General features: G+C 70.9%; 15 protein-coding genes. All 15 read left to right on the forward strand.

All coding sequences use genetic code 11. The annotated features are described in order from the left end of the window. The first annotated feature begins 56 nt into the window (after positions 1–56). Complete coding sequence (locus ABZ924_RS10860; protein WP_361906802.1) at positions 57–1,349, forward strand: homoserine dehydrogenase; 1,293 nt, start codon at positions 57–59, stop codon at positions 1,347–1,349. A 6-nt stretch (positions 1,350–1,355) separates the two neighbouring features. Continuing rightward, positions 1,356–2,426 carry a threonine synthase gene (thrC, locus tag ABZ924_RS10865; RefSeq protein ID WP_361906804.1) on the forward strand — a complete coding sequence of 357 codons (1,071 nt, stop codon included), beginning with the start codon at positions 1,356–1,358 and terminating at the stop codon, positions 2,424–2,426. A 310-nt stretch (positions 2,427–2,736) separates the two neighbouring features. Beyond that, positions 2,737–3,669 (forward strand): homoserine kinase, encoded by a 933-nt coding sequence (thrB, locus tag ABZ924_RS10870; RefSeq protein WP_361906806.1) that lies wholly within the window; start codon positions 2,737–2,739, stop codon positions 3,667–3,669. 429 nt (positions 3,670–4,098) lie between these two features. Continuing rightward, entirely contained in the window at positions 4,099–6,150 is a 2,052-nt protein-coding gene (gene rho / locus ABZ924_RS10875; RefSeq protein WP_361906808.1) for a transcription termination factor Rho, read from the forward strand. Between the two features lie 375 nt (positions 6,151–6,525). Then, positions 6,526–7,626 carry an LCP family protein gene (locus ABZ924_RS10880; RefSeq protein WP_361906810.1) on the forward strand — a complete coding sequence of 367 codons (1,101 nt, stop codon included), beginning with the start codon at positions 6,526–6,528 and terminating at the stop codon, positions 7,624–7,626. A 200-nt stretch (positions 7,627–7,826) separates the two neighbouring features. Beyond that, positions 7,827–8,045 (forward strand): 50S ribosomal protein L31, encoded by a 219-nt coding sequence (gene rpmE, locus ABZ924_RS10885; RefSeq protein WP_361906812.1) that lies wholly within the window; start codon positions 7,827–7,829, stop codon positions 8,043–8,045. Positions 8,046–8,156: 111 nt separating this feature from the next. Beyond that, positions 8,157–9,242 (forward strand): peptide chain release factor 1, encoded by a 1,086-nt coding sequence (prfA, locus tag ABZ924_RS10890; protein WP_361906814.1) that lies wholly within the window; start codon positions 8,157–8,159, stop codon positions 9,240–9,242. Between the two features lie 51 nt (positions 9,243–9,293). Continuing rightward, complete coding sequence (gene prmC / locus ABZ924_RS10895; protein ID WP_361906816.1) at positions 9,294–10,139, forward strand: peptide chain release factor N(5)-glutamine methyltransferase; 846 nt, start codon at positions 9,294–9,296, stop codon at positions 10,137–10,139. Positions 10,140–10,187: 48 nt separating this feature from the next. Beyond that, entirely contained in the window at positions 10,188–10,835 is a 648-nt protein-coding gene (locus ABZ924_RS10900) for an L-threonylcarbamoyladenylate synthase (RefSeq protein WP_361906818.1), read from the forward strand. Between the two features lie 17 nt (positions 10,836–10,852). Then, on the forward strand, positions 10,853–11,515 hold the full coding sequence (locus tag ABZ924_RS10905) for a protein-tyrosine-phosphatase (RefSeq protein WP_361906854.1): 663 nt from the start codon (positions 10,853–10,855) through the stop codon (positions 11,513–11,515). A 273-nt stretch (positions 11,516–11,788) separates the two neighbouring features. Beyond that, a complete protein-coding gene (glyA, locus tag ABZ924_RS10910) occupies positions 11,789–13,018 on the forward strand; it encodes a serine hydroxymethyltransferase (protein WP_361906820.1) in 1,230 nt (409 codons plus the stop codon). Between the two features lie 104 nt (positions 13,019–13,122). Continuing rightward, positions 13,123–14,457, forward strand: coding sequence for an MraY family glycosyltransferase (locus ABZ924_RS10915; protein WP_361906856.1), 1,335 nt, complete (start codon positions 13,123–13,125; stop codon positions 14,455–14,457). Between the two features lie 285 nt (positions 14,458–14,742). Continuing rightward, positions 14,743–15,180 carry a hypothetical protein gene (locus tag ABZ924_RS10920; RefSeq protein ID WP_361906822.1) on the forward strand — a complete coding sequence of 146 codons (438 nt, stop codon included), beginning with the start codon at positions 14,743–14,745 and terminating at the stop codon, positions 15,178–15,180. Between the two features lie 210 nt (positions 15,181–15,390). Next, entirely contained in the window at positions 15,391–16,230 is an 840-nt protein-coding gene (atpB, locus tag ABZ924_RS10925) for a F0F1 ATP synthase subunit A (protein ID WP_361906858.1), read from the forward strand. Between the two features lie 78 nt (positions 16,231–16,308). After that, complete coding sequence (gene atpE / locus ABZ924_RS10930; protein ID WP_355965164.1) at positions 16,309–16,542, forward strand: ATP synthase F0 subunit C; 234 nt, start codon at positions 16,309–16,311, stop codon at positions 16,540–16,542. Positions 16,543–16,554: the final 12 nt, after the last annotated feature.

A 16,554-nucleotide genomic window follows, 5' to 3' on the forward strand; every position in this document is an offset into this window, starting at 1 on the left:
CTGGCGTACACCCCCGTACGCCAGGTGCCGAAGGAAGATCGAAAGGCGTAGGTCGAATGATGCGTACGCGTCCGCTGAAGGTGGCGCTGCTGGGCTGTGGCGTGGTCGGCTCAGAGGTGGCGCGCATCATGACGACGCACGCCGACGATCTGACGGCCAGGATCGGCGCGCCCGTCGAACTGGCCGGCGTCGCGGTGCGCCGTCCCTCCAAGGTCCGCGAGGGCATCGACCCCGCCCTCGTCACCACCGACGCGACCGCCCTGCTCAAACGCGGCGACATCGACGTCGCCATCGAGGTCATCGGCGGCATCGAGCCGGCCCGCACCCTCATCACCACCGCGTTCGAGCACGGCATCTCCGTCGTCTCGGCGAACAAGGCGCTCCTCGCCCAGGACGGGGCCGCCCTGCACGCGGCGGCCGAGCAGGCCGGGCTGGACCTGTACTACGAGGCCGCCGTCGCCGGCGCCATCCCGCTGGTCCGCCCGCTGCGCGAGTCCCTCGCCGGCGACAAGATCAACCGGGTGATGGGCATCGTCAACGGCACGACGAACTTCATCCTCGACAAGATGGACGCCACCGGCGCGGGCTACCAGGAGGCGCTCGACGAGGCGACCGCCCTCGGCTACGCCGAGGCCGACCCGACCGCCGACGTCGAGGGCTACGACGCGGCCGCCAAGGCCGCGATCCTCGCGGGCATCGCCTTCCACACCCGCGTCCGCCTCGACGACGTCTACCGCGAGGGCATGACCGAGGTCAGCGCCGCCGACTTCGCCTCCGCCAAGCGCATGGGGTGCACCATCAAGCTCCTCGCGATCCTGGAGCGGGCCGCCGACGGCGAGTCCGTCACCGCGCGCGTGCACCCCGCGATGATCCCGCTCAGCCACCCGCTCGCCTCCGTCCGCGAGGCGTACAACGCCGTCTTCGTCGAGGCGGAGGCCGCCGGGCGGCTCATGTTCTACGGGCCCGGCGCGGGCGGTTCGCCGACCGCCTCGGCGGTCCTGGGCGACCTCGTCGCCGTCTGCCGCAACAAGCTCGCCGAGGCAACGGGGCCCGGCGAGTCGGCGTACACCCAGCTGCCGGTCAGCCCCATGGGCGACGTCGTCACCCGGTACCACATCAGCCTCGATGTGGCCGACAAGCCGGGTGTCCTCGCCCAGGTGGCGACCTGCTTCGCGGAGCACGGCGTCAGCATTGACACCGTCCGGCAGCAGGGAAAGGACGGCGAGGCCTCCCTCGTCGTCGTCACTCACCGCGCGCCCGACGCCGCCCTCTCCGGGACCGTCGAGGCGCTGCGGAAGCTGGACACCGTCCGCGGTGTCGCCAGCATCATGCGCGTTGAAGGGGAGTAAGGACCCATGAGCAGCAATCGCACCCACCAGTGGCGCGGCATCATCGAGGAGTACCGGGACCGCCTGCCGGTGACGGACTCGACGCCGGTGGTCACGCTCCGCGAGGGCGGCACTCCCCTCGTGCCCGCGCAGGTGCTCTCCGAGCGCACCGGCTGCGAGGTGCACCTCAAGGTCGAGGGCGCGAACCCCACGGGGTCCTTCAAGGACCGCGGCATGACCATGGCGATCACCCGGGCCAAGGAGGAGGGCGCCAAGGCGGTCATCTGCGCCTCCACCGGCAACACCTCGGCCTCGGCGGCCGCGTACGCGGTGCGCGCCGGGATGGTCTCGGCGGTCCTCGTGCCCCGCGGCAAGATCGCGCTCGGCAAGATGGGCCAGGCCCTCGTGCACGGCGCGAAGATCCTCCAGGTGGACGGCAACTTCGACGACTGCCTCGACCTCGCCCGCGCGCTGTCCGACAACTACCCGGTGGCGCTGGTCAATTCCGTCAACCCGGTGCGCATCGAGGGCCAGAAGACGGCTGCGTTCGAGATCGTGGACGCGCTCGGCGACGCCCCCGACGTCCATGTGCTGCCCGTCGGCAACGCCGGCAACATCACCGCGTACTGGCGGGGGTTCAAGGAGTACAAGGCCGACGGCCTGGCCTCCCGTACGCCCCGCGTGTGGGGCTTCCAGGCCGCCGGTTCCGCGCCCATCGTGCGCGGCGAGGTCGTCAAGGAGCCGCAGACGATCGCCACCGCGATCCGCATCGGCAACCCGGCCTCGTGGGAGTACGCGCTCGCTGCGCGCGACGAGTCGGGCGGCTTCATCGACGAGGTGACGGACCGCCAGATCCTCGCCGCCTACCGGCTGTTGGCCGCGCAGGAGGGCGTCTTCGTCGAGCCGGCCTCGGCCGCCTCCGTGGCCGGCCTGCTCAAGGCCGCCGAGCTGGGCCTGGTCGACCCCGGCCAGAAGATCGTGTGCACCGTCACCGGCAACGGCCTGAAGGACCCCGACTGGGCGGTCGCCGGGGCTCCGCAGCCGGTCACCGTTCCGGTGGACGCGGAGGCCGCGGCCGTCCGTCTCGGTCTGGTCTGACCTCGGCCCGAGGCCCCCTGAGGGGGTCACTGCCGGGTTCCGGAGCGATCCGGAACCCGGCGCCCGCGGGGGCGTACGCCGCCAAGAACCAGCAGAATTCGGGTCGAAGACCGCGACACGCATCGTGCGCCTCCCGTGCGCCCTATGTCGCGAGAGAACCTTCCTTCGATACGCTGTACTGACATCCGCCACCGCGCATATGACCGTGGTGCTGCCCAGGGGGCCTTCGGGTGTCGTACGTTCTCCAGTACATTCACAGCGAGCCAGCGAACATCTCGTCTCGCACAGTCACAAGGAGTGTCATCGGACGATGGCCGGTCCAGCGTTCCGCGCCGCCGCCGTACGGGTGCGCGTTCCCGCCAGCAGTGCCAACCTCGGCCCGGGCTTCGACGCCTTCGGCCTGGCCCTGGGACTCTACGACGACGTCGTCGTCCGGGTGGCCGACTCCGGCCTGAACATCGACATCGCCGGCGAGGGTGCCGAGACCCTGTCGCGCGACGAGAGCCACCTGCTCGTACGCTCCATGCGCACCGCCTTCGACCTGCTGGGCGGCCAGCCGCGCGGCCTCGAGGTCGTCTGCGCCAACCGCATCCCGCACGGCCGCGGCCTCGGCTCGTCCTCCGCCGCCATCTGCGCCGGCATCGTCGCCGCCCGCGCCGTGACCATAGGCGGCGAGGCCCGGCTCGACGACAAGGCCCTGCTGGAGCTGGCCACCGAGATCGAGGGCCACCCCGACAACGTCGCCGCCTGTCTGCTCGGCGGCTTCACCCTGGCCTGGATGGAGGGCGGAAGCGGCAAGGCGATCCGCATGGAGCCCTCCGATTCCATCGTTCCGGTGGTCTTCGTACCTTCCAAGCCCGTCCTGACGGAGACCGCGCGCGGCCTGCTGCCGCGCACCGTCCCGCACGTGGACGCGGCCGCCAACGCCGGCCGTGCGGCCCTGCTCGTCGAAGCCCTGACCAGGCGTCCCGAGTTGCTGCTGCCGGCCACCGAAGACCGGCTCCACCAGGAGTACCGGTCCCCGGCGATGCCCGAGAGCGTGGCACTCGTCAACCGACTGCGGGCGGACGGCATCCCCGCGGTCATCTCCGGCGCGGGACCCACGGTCCTCGCGCTGGCCGACAACGGCGCGGCCGACAAGGTCGCGCAGCTCGCCGGCGAGGGATGGGCGGCCAACCGGCTCGCCCTCGACGCCGCGGGCGCGAGCGTCCTTCCGCTGGCCACCCAGGGCGGCCAGTCCTAAGGGGCTCCAGCCGCCAGGGGCGGGCGGTCAGGGCAGGCCGCCCGCGCGGATGGCGCGATTGCCGGTGATTGAGAGGGGGAATATCTGTTGGATCCGGTAGTGTTACTCTCAAGTGTGCAGCCGAAGCCGCCATGGCTCGGCGCTCAGTGTCCCCATCAGGGACCACCTTTCTTCCGGGAGCCTCCCCGACTGCTTTGATCGCCGCCAGCAGTTTCGAGCACGCTCCGGAATCGGCGTGAACATCCCACGCTTCCAGCTCGGGGGCTTCTCGCCGGAACCACCCATGCATGTTTCTCTCCGCCGTACCTCTACCGGCGGACCACCGCCCCGGCTGCGGTCCACGACCCATCAGGACATGGACTGCCGTCGGACAGCACAACCGGTCGCCGAGCCAGACAGGCCGACGTCCGCTCCAGGGAAGGACCCTTCGTGAGCGACACCACCGATCTGATGGGCGCTGCCGACACCTCTGTCGACACCAGCGCCCCCGCCGCGGCCGCCGCGCCCAAGCGTCGCCGCTCCGGCACCGGCCTCGAGGGCATGGTCCTCGCCGAGCTGCAGCAGGTCGCGTCGGGCCTCGGTATCAGGGGCACCGCGCGGATGCGCAAGAGCCAGCTGATCGAGGTCATCAAGGAGGCGCAGGCGGGCGGCAGTGCCCCCAAGGCCGCGGCTCCCGCCGCGGACGCCGCCGAGGCCAAGCCGAAGCGCCGCGCCACCAGCAAGGCCCGCACGGGCGAGGCCGCCGCCGAGGCGCCCGCCGAGAAGGCGGCCGAGAAGGCCGCCGCGCCCGCCCAGATCGAGATCCCGGGCCAGCCGGCCGGCGCCGACGCCCCGGCCGCCGAGCGCCGCCGCCGCCGTGCCACGGCCCCCTCCGGCAGCCCGGAAACCGCGGCCCCCGCCGCCACCGTCGTGGTCGAGGCCAAGGCCGACACCGCCACCGCCCCCGCGCCCGCCGAGGTCAAGGCCGAGGCCGCCACCACCGTCTCCGCGCCCGCGCAGGCCGGCCAGGAGGAAGGCCGCGGCCGCCGCGACCGCCGCGACCGCGGGGAGCGCCAGCGTGACCGCCGCGAGCGCGGTACCAAGGCCGACGAGCAGGGCCAGGGCGCCCAGGGCGGCCAGGCCGGCCAGGGCGGCGGCCGTGGTGACCGCGACCGCCAGCAGGGCGGCCGCGGCCAGGGGCAGCAGGGCCAGCAGGGCCAGCAGGGCCGCCAGGACAGCGGTCCGCAGGACGACTTCGACGACGAGGGCGGCCGCCGGGGCCGTCGCGGCCGCTACCGCGACCGCCGGGGCCGTCGGGGCCGCGACGAGTTCGCCCCGGGCGAGCCGCAGGTCGCCGACGACGACGTCCTGATCCCCGTCGCGGGCATCCTCGACATCCTCGACAACTACGCGTTCATCCGGACCTCGGGCTACCTGCCCGGCCCCAACGACGTGTACGTCTCCCTCGCCCAGGTCCGCAAGGCGGGTCTGCGCAAGGGCGACCACATCACCGGTGCCGTGCGCCAGCCCAAGGACGGCGAGCGCCGCGAGAAGTTCAACGCGCTGGTGCGCCTGGACTCCGTCAACGGCATGGCGCCCGAATCGGGCCGCGGCCGACCGGAGTTCCAGAAGCTGACCCCGCTCTACCCGCAGGACCGGCTCCGCCTGGAGACCGACCCGGGCGTGCTGACGACGCGCATCATCGACCTGGTGTCGCCGATCGGCAAGGGCCAGCGCGGTCTGATCGTGGCCCCGCCGAAGACCGGCAAGACCATGATCATGCAGGCGATCGCCAACGCGATCACCACGAACAACCCCGAGTGCCACCTGATGGTCGTCCTCGTCGACGAGCGTCCGGAAGAGGTCACCGACATGCAGCGGTCGGTCAAGGGCGAGGTCATCTCCTCGACCTTCGACCGCCCGGCCGAGGACCACACCACGGTCGCCGAGCTGGCCATCGAGCGCGCCAAGCGCCTCGTCGAGCTGGGTCACGACGTGGTCGTCCTGCTGGACTCCATCACCCGTCTGGGCCGCGCGTACAACCTCGCGGCGCCCGCCTCCGGCCGCATCCTGTCCGGTGGTGTCGACTCGACCGCGCTGTACCCGCCGAAGCGCTTCTTCGGTGCCGCGCGCAACATCGAGGACGGCGGCTCGCTGACCATCCTGGCCACCGCGCTGGTCGACACCGGCTCGCGCATGGACGAGGTGATCTTCGAGGAGTTCAAGGGCACCGGCAACATGGAGCTCAAGCTCGACCGGAAGCTCGCCGACAAGCGCATCTTCCCGGCCGTCGACGTCGACCCGTCGGGCACGCGCAAGGAGGAGATCCTCCTCAACAGCGAGGAGCTCTCCATCGTCTGGAAGCTGCGCCGGGTGCTGCACGCGCTCGACTCGCAGCAGGCCATCGAGCTCCTGCTCGACAAGATGAAGCAGACGAAGTCGAACGCCGAGTTCCTGATGCAGATCGCCAAGACGACCCCGGCCGGCAAGAACGACGACTGACGTCCGACGTCCGGCGCCGTCGCACGGCACCCACCGGGACCGCCCCCACCGCAGCCGCGGCGGGGGCGGTCCCGCGTTTTCAGGCCGTACGGGGCCCGCCGCGGGCCCGGAGCGTGCGAGTTCCGCCACACCGGGCCGGGGGTGAACCGTGCCGTGGCCGGATGCGTCCTTCCGGGGAAAGCCCTGGCAGCGGCAGTGCGGGCGCCGGCTCGCGGTGCCCGGGGGTCCGTGCGGCTTACGGCACCCCCGGTCCGGAGGCGCTGCGGGCCCGTGGAACCCTGGAGGGCGTTCCTCCGTCTGTGTCAGGGGGGCGAGGGGGAGCGGGGGAGGTCGGGCCGGATGGCCGGAAACCGTATGTCCAGGACTGAGGAGAGCATGAGCGAGGACAGCAGGGGCGGCGGCGGGCGTGCCGAGGCCAGGCGCCGACGGAAGCCCGCGAAGAGCCGCAAGGCCCTGGCGATCGTCGCGTGGAGCGCGGCGGGCGTGGTCCTGCTCGGCGGGGCGGGCCTCGGCTGGTTCTACTTCAAGCTGAACGGGAACCTGAAGACGGTCGACATCGACGGCGCGCTCGGCAAGGACCGCCCGCAGAACGTGGACAACGGCTCGATGGACATCCTGGTCCTCGGCTCCGACTCCCGCGGCGGCGCCAATTCGGAGTACGGCCGTGACGACGGCGGCTCGGCCCGCTCCGACACGGCGATGATCATCCACCTGTACGACGGCCACAAGAAGGCCAGCGTCATCTCGATCCCGCGCGACACCATGGTCAGCCGGCCGCCGTGCACCCTGTCCAACGGCAAGACGGACAAGGGCCGCCAGCGCGAGCAGTTCAACGAGGCGTTCACCATCGGCGGGGCGGCCTGCGTGGTCAAGACCGTCGAGAAGATGTCGGGGATCCGCATGGACCACTACATCGAGGTCGACTTCACGGGCTTCAAGAAGATCATCGACAACCTCGGCGGCGTCGAGGTGACGACGACGAAGCCCATCAAGGACGGCTCCAGCCACCTCGACCTGCCCGCCGGCAAGAACCACCTCAACGGCGAGCAGTCCCTCGGCCTGGTCCGCACCCGCAAGAGCGTCGGCGACGGCAGCGACCTGGGCCGAATACAGCTCCAGCAGGCGTTCATGAAGGCCCTGATCAAGCAGGTCAAGGGCATCGGCATCTTCGACAACCCCAAGCGGCTGATGGACCTCGCCGACACCGGCACCAAGTCGCTGACCACGGACAAGTCGCTCGGCGACGTGAAGTCCCTGCTCGGCTTCGCCCAGAGCCTGCAGGGCATCGACGCCCAGAACATGCAGATGATCACCCTGCCGGTGGCCGCGGACCCGCTGGACCCCGACCGGGTCGTGCCGCTCACCAAGGAGTCCAAGATGGTCTGGGACGCCCTGCTGGCCGAGCAGCCGATCCCCGCCGAGGCCACGGCGAAGTCCGCCGGCGACAAGAGCTCGGCGGGCGAGATCGTCCGCTGAACCCCACCCCGCGGCGAAACGCCTGGTCACAGGTGTTCTGCCGGGGTCCGGAATAGATGCCCCACCCCGCTCGTTGAGGAGGGCGTTCCCGGAATTTTGTAAGGCAGCCCGGTCCTGGCAGACTGGTCTGTCGGCCCCGGTTCACGCAGTGCGCAATTCGGCTCCTGCGACCCGGTGCCCTCCCGAATCTAGGAGACACCTTGAAGCGCGATGTTCACCCCGAGTACGTCGAGACCGCGGTCAGCTGCACCTGCGGCGCGTCGTTCACCACCCGTAGCACCCTGACCGAGGGCACCATCCGTGCCGAGGTCTGCTCCGAGTGCCACCCGTTCTACACGGGCAAGCAGAAGATCCTCGACACCGGTGGCCGTGTCGCCCGCTTCGAGGCCCGCTTCGGCAAGGCTGCCGGCTCGAAGTAGCGAGCCCACGGCGCCGGACCCCGGCTGCACCCCGCTCACGCGGGGGCGGCCGGGCCGGCGCCTTTGTCGTCCCGCAGCCCTTTTTCGTACTTTTCACCCCAGGAGCCCCCGATGTTCGAGGCGGTCGAGGAACTGGTCGGCGAGCACGCCGACCTCGAGAAGAAGCTCGCCGACCCTTCGGTCTTCGCCGATCAGGCCAACGCGCGCAAGCTGAACAAGCGCTACGCGGAGCTGACCCCGATCATCGCGACCTACCGGGCCTGGAAGCAGTCCGCGGACGACATCGAGACCGCGAAGGAGTTCGCGGCCGACGACCCGGACTTCGCCGCCGAGGTCAAGGAGCTGAGCGCGCACCGCGAGGAGCTCACCGAGAAGCTCCGCCTGCTGCTCGTCCCGCGCGACCCCAGCGACGACAAGGACGTGCTCCTGGAGATCAAGGCGGGCGCGGGCGGCGACGAGTCCGCCCTGTTCGCCGGCGACCTGCTGCGCATGTACCTGCGCTACGCCGAGCGCGTGGGCTGGAAGACCGAGATCATCGACTCCACCGAGTCCGAGCTCGGCGGCTACAAGGACGTCCAGGTCTCCGTGCGCACCAAGGGCGGCAACGGCGCGACCGAGCCCGGCCAGGGCGTCTGGGCGCGCATGAAGTACGAGGGCGGCGTGCACCGCGTCCAGCGCGTGCCGGCCACCGAGTCCCAGGGCCGCATCCACACCTCCGCCGCCGGCGTGCTCGTCACCCCGGAGGCCGAGGAGGTCGAGGTCGAGATCAACCCCAACGACCTGCGCATCGACGTGTACCGCTCCTCGGGCCCCGGCGGCCAGTCCGTCAACACCACCGACTCGGCCGTGCGCATCACGCACCTGCCGACCGGTGTGGTCGCCTCCTGCCAGAACGAGAAGAGCCAGCTCCAGAACAAGGAGCAGGCCATGCGCATCCTGCGTTCGCGCCTGCTGGCCGCGGCCCAGGAAGCCGCCGAGCAGGAGGCCGCGGACGCCCGCCGCAGCCAGGTGCGCACCGTGGACCGCTCCGAGAAGATCCGTACGTACAACTTCCCGGAAAACCGGATCTCGGACCACCGGACCGGCTTCAAGGCGTACAACTTGGACCAGGTGCTCGACGGCGACCTCGACCCGGTCATCCAGGCGTGCGTCGACACGGACTCGGCCGCCAAGCTCGCGGCCGCGAACCAGAACTGACCTGACCCTCCCCCGTCACCCCCTCGTACGACAGCAGCCCGGAGGACCAGCGTGAACTTGCTGCTTGCCGAGGTGGCCCAGGCCACCCAGCGGCTGGCCGCCGCAGGCGTTCCCTCACCGCGTTTCGACGCGGAGGAGCTCGCGGCCTTCGTCCACGGCGTCAAGCGGGGGGAACTGCACCACGTCAAGGACGCGGACTTCGACGCCCGCTACTGGGAGGCCGTCGCCCGCCGCGAGGCGCGCGAGCCGCTCCAGCACATCACCGGCCGGGCCTTCTTCCGGTACCTGGAGCTCCAGGTCGGGCCCGGGGTGTTCGTGCCCCGGCCCGAGACCGAGTCGGTGGTGGACTGGGCCATACAGGCCGTCCGGGCGATGGACGTCGTCGAGCCGCTGATCGTCGACCTGTGCACCGGGTCCGGGGCGATCGCGCTGGCCATGGCGCAGGAGGTGCCGCGCTCGCGCGTGCACGCCGTCGAGCTGTCCGAGGACGCGCTGCGCTGGACCCGCAAGAACGCCGAGGGCTCGCGGGTCACCGTCCACCAGGGCGACGCGCTGGAGGCGCTGCCCGAGCTGGACGGCCAGGTCGACCTGGTGATCTCCAACCCGCCGTACATCCCGCTCACCGAGTGGGAGTACGTCGCCCCCGAGGCCCGCGACCACGACCCGGAGATGGCCCTGTTCTCCGGCGAGGACGGCCTCGACACCATCCGCGGCATCGAGCGCACCGCGCACCGGCTGCTGAGGCCCGGGGGCATCGTCGTCATCGAGCACGCCGACACCCAGGGCGGCCAGGTCCCGTGGATCTTCGCCGAGGAGCGGGGCTGGGCCGACGCCGCCGACCACCCCGACCTCAACAACCGCCCGCGCTTCGCCACGGCCCGCAAGGCCCTGCCGTGAGCGCCCCCCTTCCCGCCACCCACCTGCATCACGAGGAGGCCCGCTGATATGGCCCGGCGATACGACTGCAACGACGCGACGGACCGCAAGACGGGTCTGCGTGAAGCGGCATCCGCCGTCCGCCGCGGCGAACTCGTCGTGCTGCCGACCGACACGCTGTACGGGATCGGCGCGGACGCCTTCAGCGCCGAGGCGGTCGGCGACCTGCTCGCCGCCAAGGGGCGCGGCCGCAACATGCCCACCCCGGTGCTGATCGGCTCCCCGAACACCCTGCACGGACTGGTCACCGACTTCTCCGAGCAGGCGTGGGAGCTCGTCGACGCCTTCTGGCCGGGCGCGCTGACGCTCGTCGCCAAGCACCAGCCGTCGCTGGCCTGGGACCTGGGGGAGACCCGGGGCACCGTCGCCGTGCGCATGCCGCTGCACCCCGTCGCGATCGAGCTGCTGACCGAGGTCGGCCCGATGGCCGTGTCCTCGGCCAACCTGACCGGGCACCCGGCGCCCGAGGACTGCGACGCGGCGCGGGCGATGCTCGGCGACTCGGTGTCGGTGTACCTCGACGCCGGCCCGACCCCGGGGATCCAGCCGTCGTCGATCGTCGACGTCACCGGGAAGGTTCCCGTCCTGCTGCGTGAGGGGGCGCTGACCGCCGAGCAGCTGCGGGAGGTCGTACCCGACCTCGAGGTGGCCCCGTGAGCCCTCGGGGGCGTGGCATAGCGAGCGGGCCCCTTCCGGCCGGTGCCGGTGCCGGGGGCGGCGCTGCGGGCGGGGACGACACCTTCCGCATACTGCACGTCAGCACCGGCAACGTGTGCCGCTCGCCCATCACCGAGCGGCTGACCCGGCATGCGCTGGCGCGCCGGCTCGGGGACATACCGGCGAGCAGCCTGATCGTGGAGAGCGCGGGCACCTGGGGCCACGAGGGCGCGCCGATGGAGGCGAACGCGGCGGCCGTGCTCGCGGACTTCGGCGCGGATGCGTCGGGGTTCACCGGGCGGGAGCTGCTCGACGAGCACGTCATACGGGCCGACCTGGTGCTGACCGCCACCCGGGACCACCGGGCGCAGGTCATCTCGATGGGGCACTCGGCCGGGCTGCGGACGTTCACGCTGAAGGAGTTCACGCGGCTGGTGCGGGCGATAGATCCGGCCACGCTGCCGCCGTTGGACGACGGGGTGGCGGAGCGGGCCCGGGCGTTGGTGCGGGCCGCCGCCGCCTTGCGGGGGTGGTTGTTGGCGCCCTCGCCGGATGCGGATGAGGTCCACGATCCGTACGGTGCGCCGATCACGTTCTTCCGGTCGATCGGCGACGAGATCAGCCAGGCGCTGGATCCGGTGGTCACGGCCCTGACGGGCTGCGCGGGCCCGAGCCGCTGACACTGCCGCTGCGCGGAGCCTCCTCCCCGCCCCGCCCTTTCTCCGTATCCCGGGGCTCCGCCCCGGACCCCGTTCGCCTCAAACGCCGGCGGGGCTGGGGGCGCCTCGAGCGCCGGCGGGGCTGGGGGCGCCTCGAGCGCCGGCGGGGCTGGGGGCGCCTCGCGCGCCGGCGGGGCTGGGATGGCGGGGCTCGGCTTTGCATCGTCGGGCGGGACGGGTGGGGGCGGCCTACAGTGGCTGGTACCGGTTGACCCACTGCGCGGGAGTCGTGCCATGAGCGTCACCACCCAGGCCCCGGACGTCCTGCGCCGACAGGATCCGCAGATGGCCGACGTGCTCGCCGGGGAGGCGCAGCGGCAGGTCAGCTCGCTGCAGCTCATCGCCGCCGAGAACTTCACCTCGCCCGCCGTCCTGGCGGCCCTCGGCTCCACCCTCGCGAACAAGTACGCCGAGGGCTATCCGGGCCGCCGGTACCACGGCGGCTGCGAGTACGCCGACCTCGCCGAGCAGACCGCCGTGGAGCGGGCCCGGGCGCTGTTCGGGGTCGAGCACGCCAACGTGCAGCCGCACTCCGGTTCGGCGGCCGTCCTGGCCGCGTACGCCGCGCTGCTGCGGCCCGGGGACACGGTGCTGGCGATGGGGCTGGCGTACGGCGGGCACCTCACGCACGGCTCGCCGGCCAACTTCTCCGGCCGCTGGTTCGATTTCGTGGGCTACGGGGTCGACGCCGAGACGGGCCTGATCGACTACCGGCAGGTGCAGCAGCTGGCGCGTTCCCACCGGCCCAAGGCGATCGTGTGCGGGTCGATCTCCTATCCGCGGCACCCGGAGTACTCGGTGTTCCGGGAGATCGCCGACGAGGTGGGGGCGTACCTCATCGCGGATGCCGCACACCCGATCGGGCTCGTCGCGGGCGGGGTCGCACCCAGTCCGGTCCCGTACGCCGACGTGGTCTGCGCGACGACCCACAAGGTGCTGCGCGGTCCGCGCGGCGGCATGGTGCTGTGCGGTGCGGAGTTCGCCGAGCGGATCGACCGGGCGGTGTTCCCGTTCACGCAGGGCGGCGCGCAGATGCACACCATCGCCGCGAAGGCGGTGGCCTTCGGCGAGGCCGCCCGGCCGGCGTTCACCACGTACGCCCATCGGGTGGTCGCCAATGCGCGGGTGCTGGCGGACGCGCTGGCCGCGCAGGGGTTCGCCGTGACGACCGGCGGGACGGACACCCACCTGATCACCGCCGACCCGGCGCCGCTCGGCATCGACGGCCCCACGGCCCGCGGCCGGCTCGCCGCTGCGGGGATCGTGCTGGACACCTGCGCGCTGCCGTACGGGGACCAGCGGGGCATCCGGCTCGGCACGGCAGCGGTGACCACCCAGGGCATGCGGGAGCCGGAGATGATCCGCATCGCGGCCCTGTTCGCCTCCGCGCTGCAGGGGGAAGCGGGGCGGACCCGTGCGGACGCCGCCGAGCTGGCGCGGGCCTTTCCCCCGTATCCGGATTAAGGGGGGCAAACAGGGCGTACCGCAACCGTTCAAGGGGCCCCTCGCGTCCTCGGTCAGGGGGACATCGCAGCTAATGTGTGGGGCTGAGATGGCCGGCGATACATCTGGGGCAGCCCGTGCGTGAATATCTGCTGACGCTTTGCGTCACGGTCGCGGTGACCTACCTGCTGACCGGACCGGTGCGGAAGTTCGCGATCGCGGCCGGCGCGATGCCGGAGATCCGTGCCCGCGACGTGCACCGCGAGCCCACTCCGCGGCTCGGCGGCATCGCCATGTTCGGCGGGCTGTGCGCGGGGCTGCTGGTCGCCGACCACCTGAAGAACCTCAACGGCGTCTTCGAGCTGTCGAACGAACCGCGGGCCCTGCTCTCGGGGGCCGCCCTGATCTGGCTGATCGGCGTCCTCGACGACAAGTTCGAGATCGACGCACTGATCAAGCTCGGCGCACAGATGATCGCCGCCGGTGTGATGGTCATGCAGGGCCTGACCGTGCTGTGGATCCCCGTCCCGGGCATCGGGACGGTCGCGCTCACCCAGTGGCAGGGCAACCTGCTCACCGTGGCCCTGGTGGTGATCACCATCAACGCGGTGAACTTCGTCGACGGCCTCGACGGCCTGGCCGCCGGCATGGTCTGCATCGCCGCCGCGGCGTTCTTCCTGTACGCCTACCGCATCTGGTACGGCTACGGCATCGAGCCGGCCGCGCCCGCGACCCTGTTCGCCGCGATCCTGATGGGCATGTGCCTGGGCTTCCTGCCGCACAACATGCATCCCGCCCGGATCTTCATGGGCGACTCCGGCTCGATGCTCATCGGCCTGGTCCTCGCCGCGGGCGCCATCTCGATCACCGGGCAGGTCGACCCGGACACCATGGCCCTCTTCGCCGGCGGTGAGCGCAATGCGACGCACGCGATGCTCCCGGTCTTCATCCCGCTCCTGCTGCCGTTGACGATCATCGCCATCCCGATGGCCGACCTGGTCCTGGCCATCGTGCGGCGCACCTGGAAGGGCCAGTCGCCGTTCGCGGCGGACCGCGGGCACCTGCACCACCGGCTGCTGGAACTCGGCCATTCGCACAGCCGGGCCGTGCTGATCATGTACTTCTGGTCGGGGCTGATCGCCTTCGGTGCTGTGGCGTATTCGGTGCACTCCGCCTCGATGTGGATCGTGTTGGCGATCGCCCTGCTGAGCGCCGTGGGCCTGGTCCTGCTGCTCCTGCCGCGCTTCACGCCGCGTGCTCCGCGCTGGGCGGAGTTCCTGGTCCCGCCGCGCTACCGGCACGCCGAGCGGGCCGCGGAGGCCGCCGCGCACGACGCCTCGGGCCGCGAGCCGGAACCCGCGAGGCCCGTCACGGTCGGTGTCTCCGGCGTCAACGGAGCGACCGCCGTGGGCCCCCGTTCGCGCTTCCCCGACCGGCGTAAGGCGGAATCGGCACGCTGACGGCGGCGGTGCATGTCGGACATGCCGTCCCTTTAGCACACGAGATGCCGACGTGTCCTGCACACACGGGCGGGTTAGCTCTCATGTGTGACAGTGAGCACACCCCGCAGGTAAAGCTCTCATCAAATAGTTTGTGATACCGTTCACTAGACCCGGCGACAGAGCCGAAGGACCGTAGTGCGACGGTCCATTGGCCCGAGGTTCCCTCTCGGACCGGGCTTACGCTCGTCCCGTACGAGTCCCCGTACGAGTCCGTGCCCCCACCACCACGCGGAGCCAAGCGCCATGCGGTCTGATGACGCCCGATCCCTGCTGCCCATCGTCGTGCCCACTGCTGCCGCCGGCGCCGTCGCCGCGGTCATCAGCGGTGTGCTCGCGGGCGGCAAGGGCGCGATCGGCGCCGCCGTCGCCACGCTCATCGTGATCGTGTTCATGGGTCTCGGGCTCTTCGTGCTCCAGCGCACCGCCAAGTCCCTGCCGCAGCTGTTTCAAGCCATGGGGCTGATGCTCTACACGGCACAGCTGCTGCTGCTTTTCATCTTCGTCGCCGTGTTCAAGAACACGACGCTGTTCAACCCCAAGGCCTTCGCGATCACGCTCGTCGCCACCACCCTCGTGTGGATCGGCGCACAGACGCGTACTCACATGAAGGCCAAGATCCTGTATGTCGAACCGGACTCGACGAAGGGCGACAAGCCCGAAAATCCGGGGCCGAAGTCGTGAGGGGTAGGGCCGGGATAAGTGCGCGTTCGAGATGCTGCTATCGTCCGGTTCCAACTGCGGCATTGCGGGCGCGGGCATCTGAGCTGACGCCTGTTCCATCGCGAGGCTCGATGCCTGATCGCCGCCCCCACACCCGTTACACCAGTCCAGTGCCGAACCGCGGCCGTACGCCGCGCCGACACGATGAGGTTGCCGTACCTATGCGCCACGCTGAAGGAGCCCGCGGTGAGTGCTGACCCGACGCAGGTCCTCGCTTTCGAGACCGACTGTCACATCTTCGACGGATGTGGCTTCCCCGGTCCGGGCCTGCACTCGTTCCTCTTCGAGCCGCTGTGGGGCGAAGCCGGCCTGACGAGCCCGTACTTCAACAAGCCGATGCTGCTGGCCCTCCTGGGCTCGATCATCATCGTGGCCTTCTTCTGGGCCGCCTTCGGCAAGCCGAAGGTCGTGCCCGGCAAGCTGCAGATGGTCGGCGAGGCCGGCTACGACTTCGTTCGCCGCGGCATCGTCTACGAGACGCTCGGCAAGAAGGAGGGCGAGAAGTACGTCCCCTTCATGGTCTCGCTGTTCTTCTTCGTGTGGATCCTGAACGTCTGGTCGATCGTCCCCGTGGCCCAGTTCCCGGTGACCGCGATCATCGCGTACCCGGCGATCCTGGCCGCGATCGTGTACTTCATCTGGATGTCGGTGACGTTCAAGCGCCACGGCTTCGTCGGCGGTCTGAAGAACCTGACCGGCTACGACAAGTCGCTCGGCCCGGTGCTCCCGCTGGTCATGGTCATCGAGTTCTTCTCGAACGTCCTGGTGCGCCCGTTCACCCACGCGGTCCGACTCTTCGCGAACATGTTCGCCGGTCACACGCTGCTGCTGCTCTTCACGATCGCCAGCTGGTACCTGCTGAACGGGATCGGCATCGCCTACGCCGGCGTCTCGTTCGTCATGGTCATCGTGATGACCGCCTTCGAGCTCTTCATCCAGGCTGTCCAGGCGTACGTCTTCGTCCTCCTGGCCTGCAGCTTCATCCAGGGCGCGCTCGCCGAGCACCACTGAGCCAGACCGCCCACCCCCATCCCCCTGTCGTCCGGTGGCCAACCCCCACCGGTCCGTGAAAGAGAAGGAAGAACTGGCATGTCCCAGATCCTTGCTGCCGCCGAAGGCGTCACCGGTTCCCTCAGCTCCATCGGTTACGGCCTCGCGGCCATCGGCCCGGGCGTCGGCGTCGGCATCATCTTCGGTAACGGTACGCAGGCCCTCGCCCGCCAGCCCGAGGCTGCCGGTCTGATCCGCGCCAACCAGATCCTCGGCTTCGCCTTCTGTGAGGCGCTCGCCCTCATCGGTCTGGTCATGCCGTTCGTCTACTAAGACGAGCCGACC

Origin of the sequence: Streptomyces sp. NPDC046876 (genome assembly GCF_040645035.1) — a bacterium.
GTDB lineage: Bacteria > Actinomycetota > Actinomycetes > Streptomycetales > Streptomycetaceae > Streptomyces.

Coding starts and splice junctions, on each gene's coding strand:
- ABZ924_RS10860 (WP_361906802.1), top strand. CDS start 57: ATGATGCGTACGCGTCCGCTGAAGGTGGCGCTGCTGGGCTGTGGCGTG.
- thrC (WP_361906804.1), top strand. CDS start 1,356: ATGAGCAGCAATCGCACCCACCAGTGGCGCGGCATCATCGAGGAGTAC.
- thrB (WP_361906806.1), top strand. CDS start 2,737: ATGGCCGGTCCAGCGTTCCGCGCCGCCGCCGTACGGGTGCGCGTTCCC.
- ABZ924_RS10880 (WP_361906810.1), top strand. CDS start 6,526: ATGAGCGAGGACAGCAGGGGCGGCGGCGGGCGTGCCGAGGCCAGGCGC.
- prfA (WP_361906814.1), top strand. CDS start 8,157: ATGTTCGAGGCGGTCGAGGAACTGGTCGGCGAGCACGCCGACCTCGAG.
- ABZ924_RS10900 (WP_361906818.1), top strand. CDS start 10,188: ATGGCCCGGCGATACGACTGCAACGACGCGACGGACCGCAAGACGGGT.
- glyA (WP_361906820.1), top strand. CDS start 11,789: ATGAGCGTCACCACCCAGGCCCCGGACGTCCTGCGCCGACAGGATCCG.
- ABZ924_RS10920 (WP_361906822.1), top strand. CDS start 14,743: ATGCGGTCTGATGACGCCCGATCCCTGCTGCCCATCGTCGTGCCCACT.
- atpE (WP_355965164.1), top strand. CDS start 16,309: ATGTCCCAGATCCTTGCTGCCGCCGAAGGCGTCACCGGTTCCCTCAGC.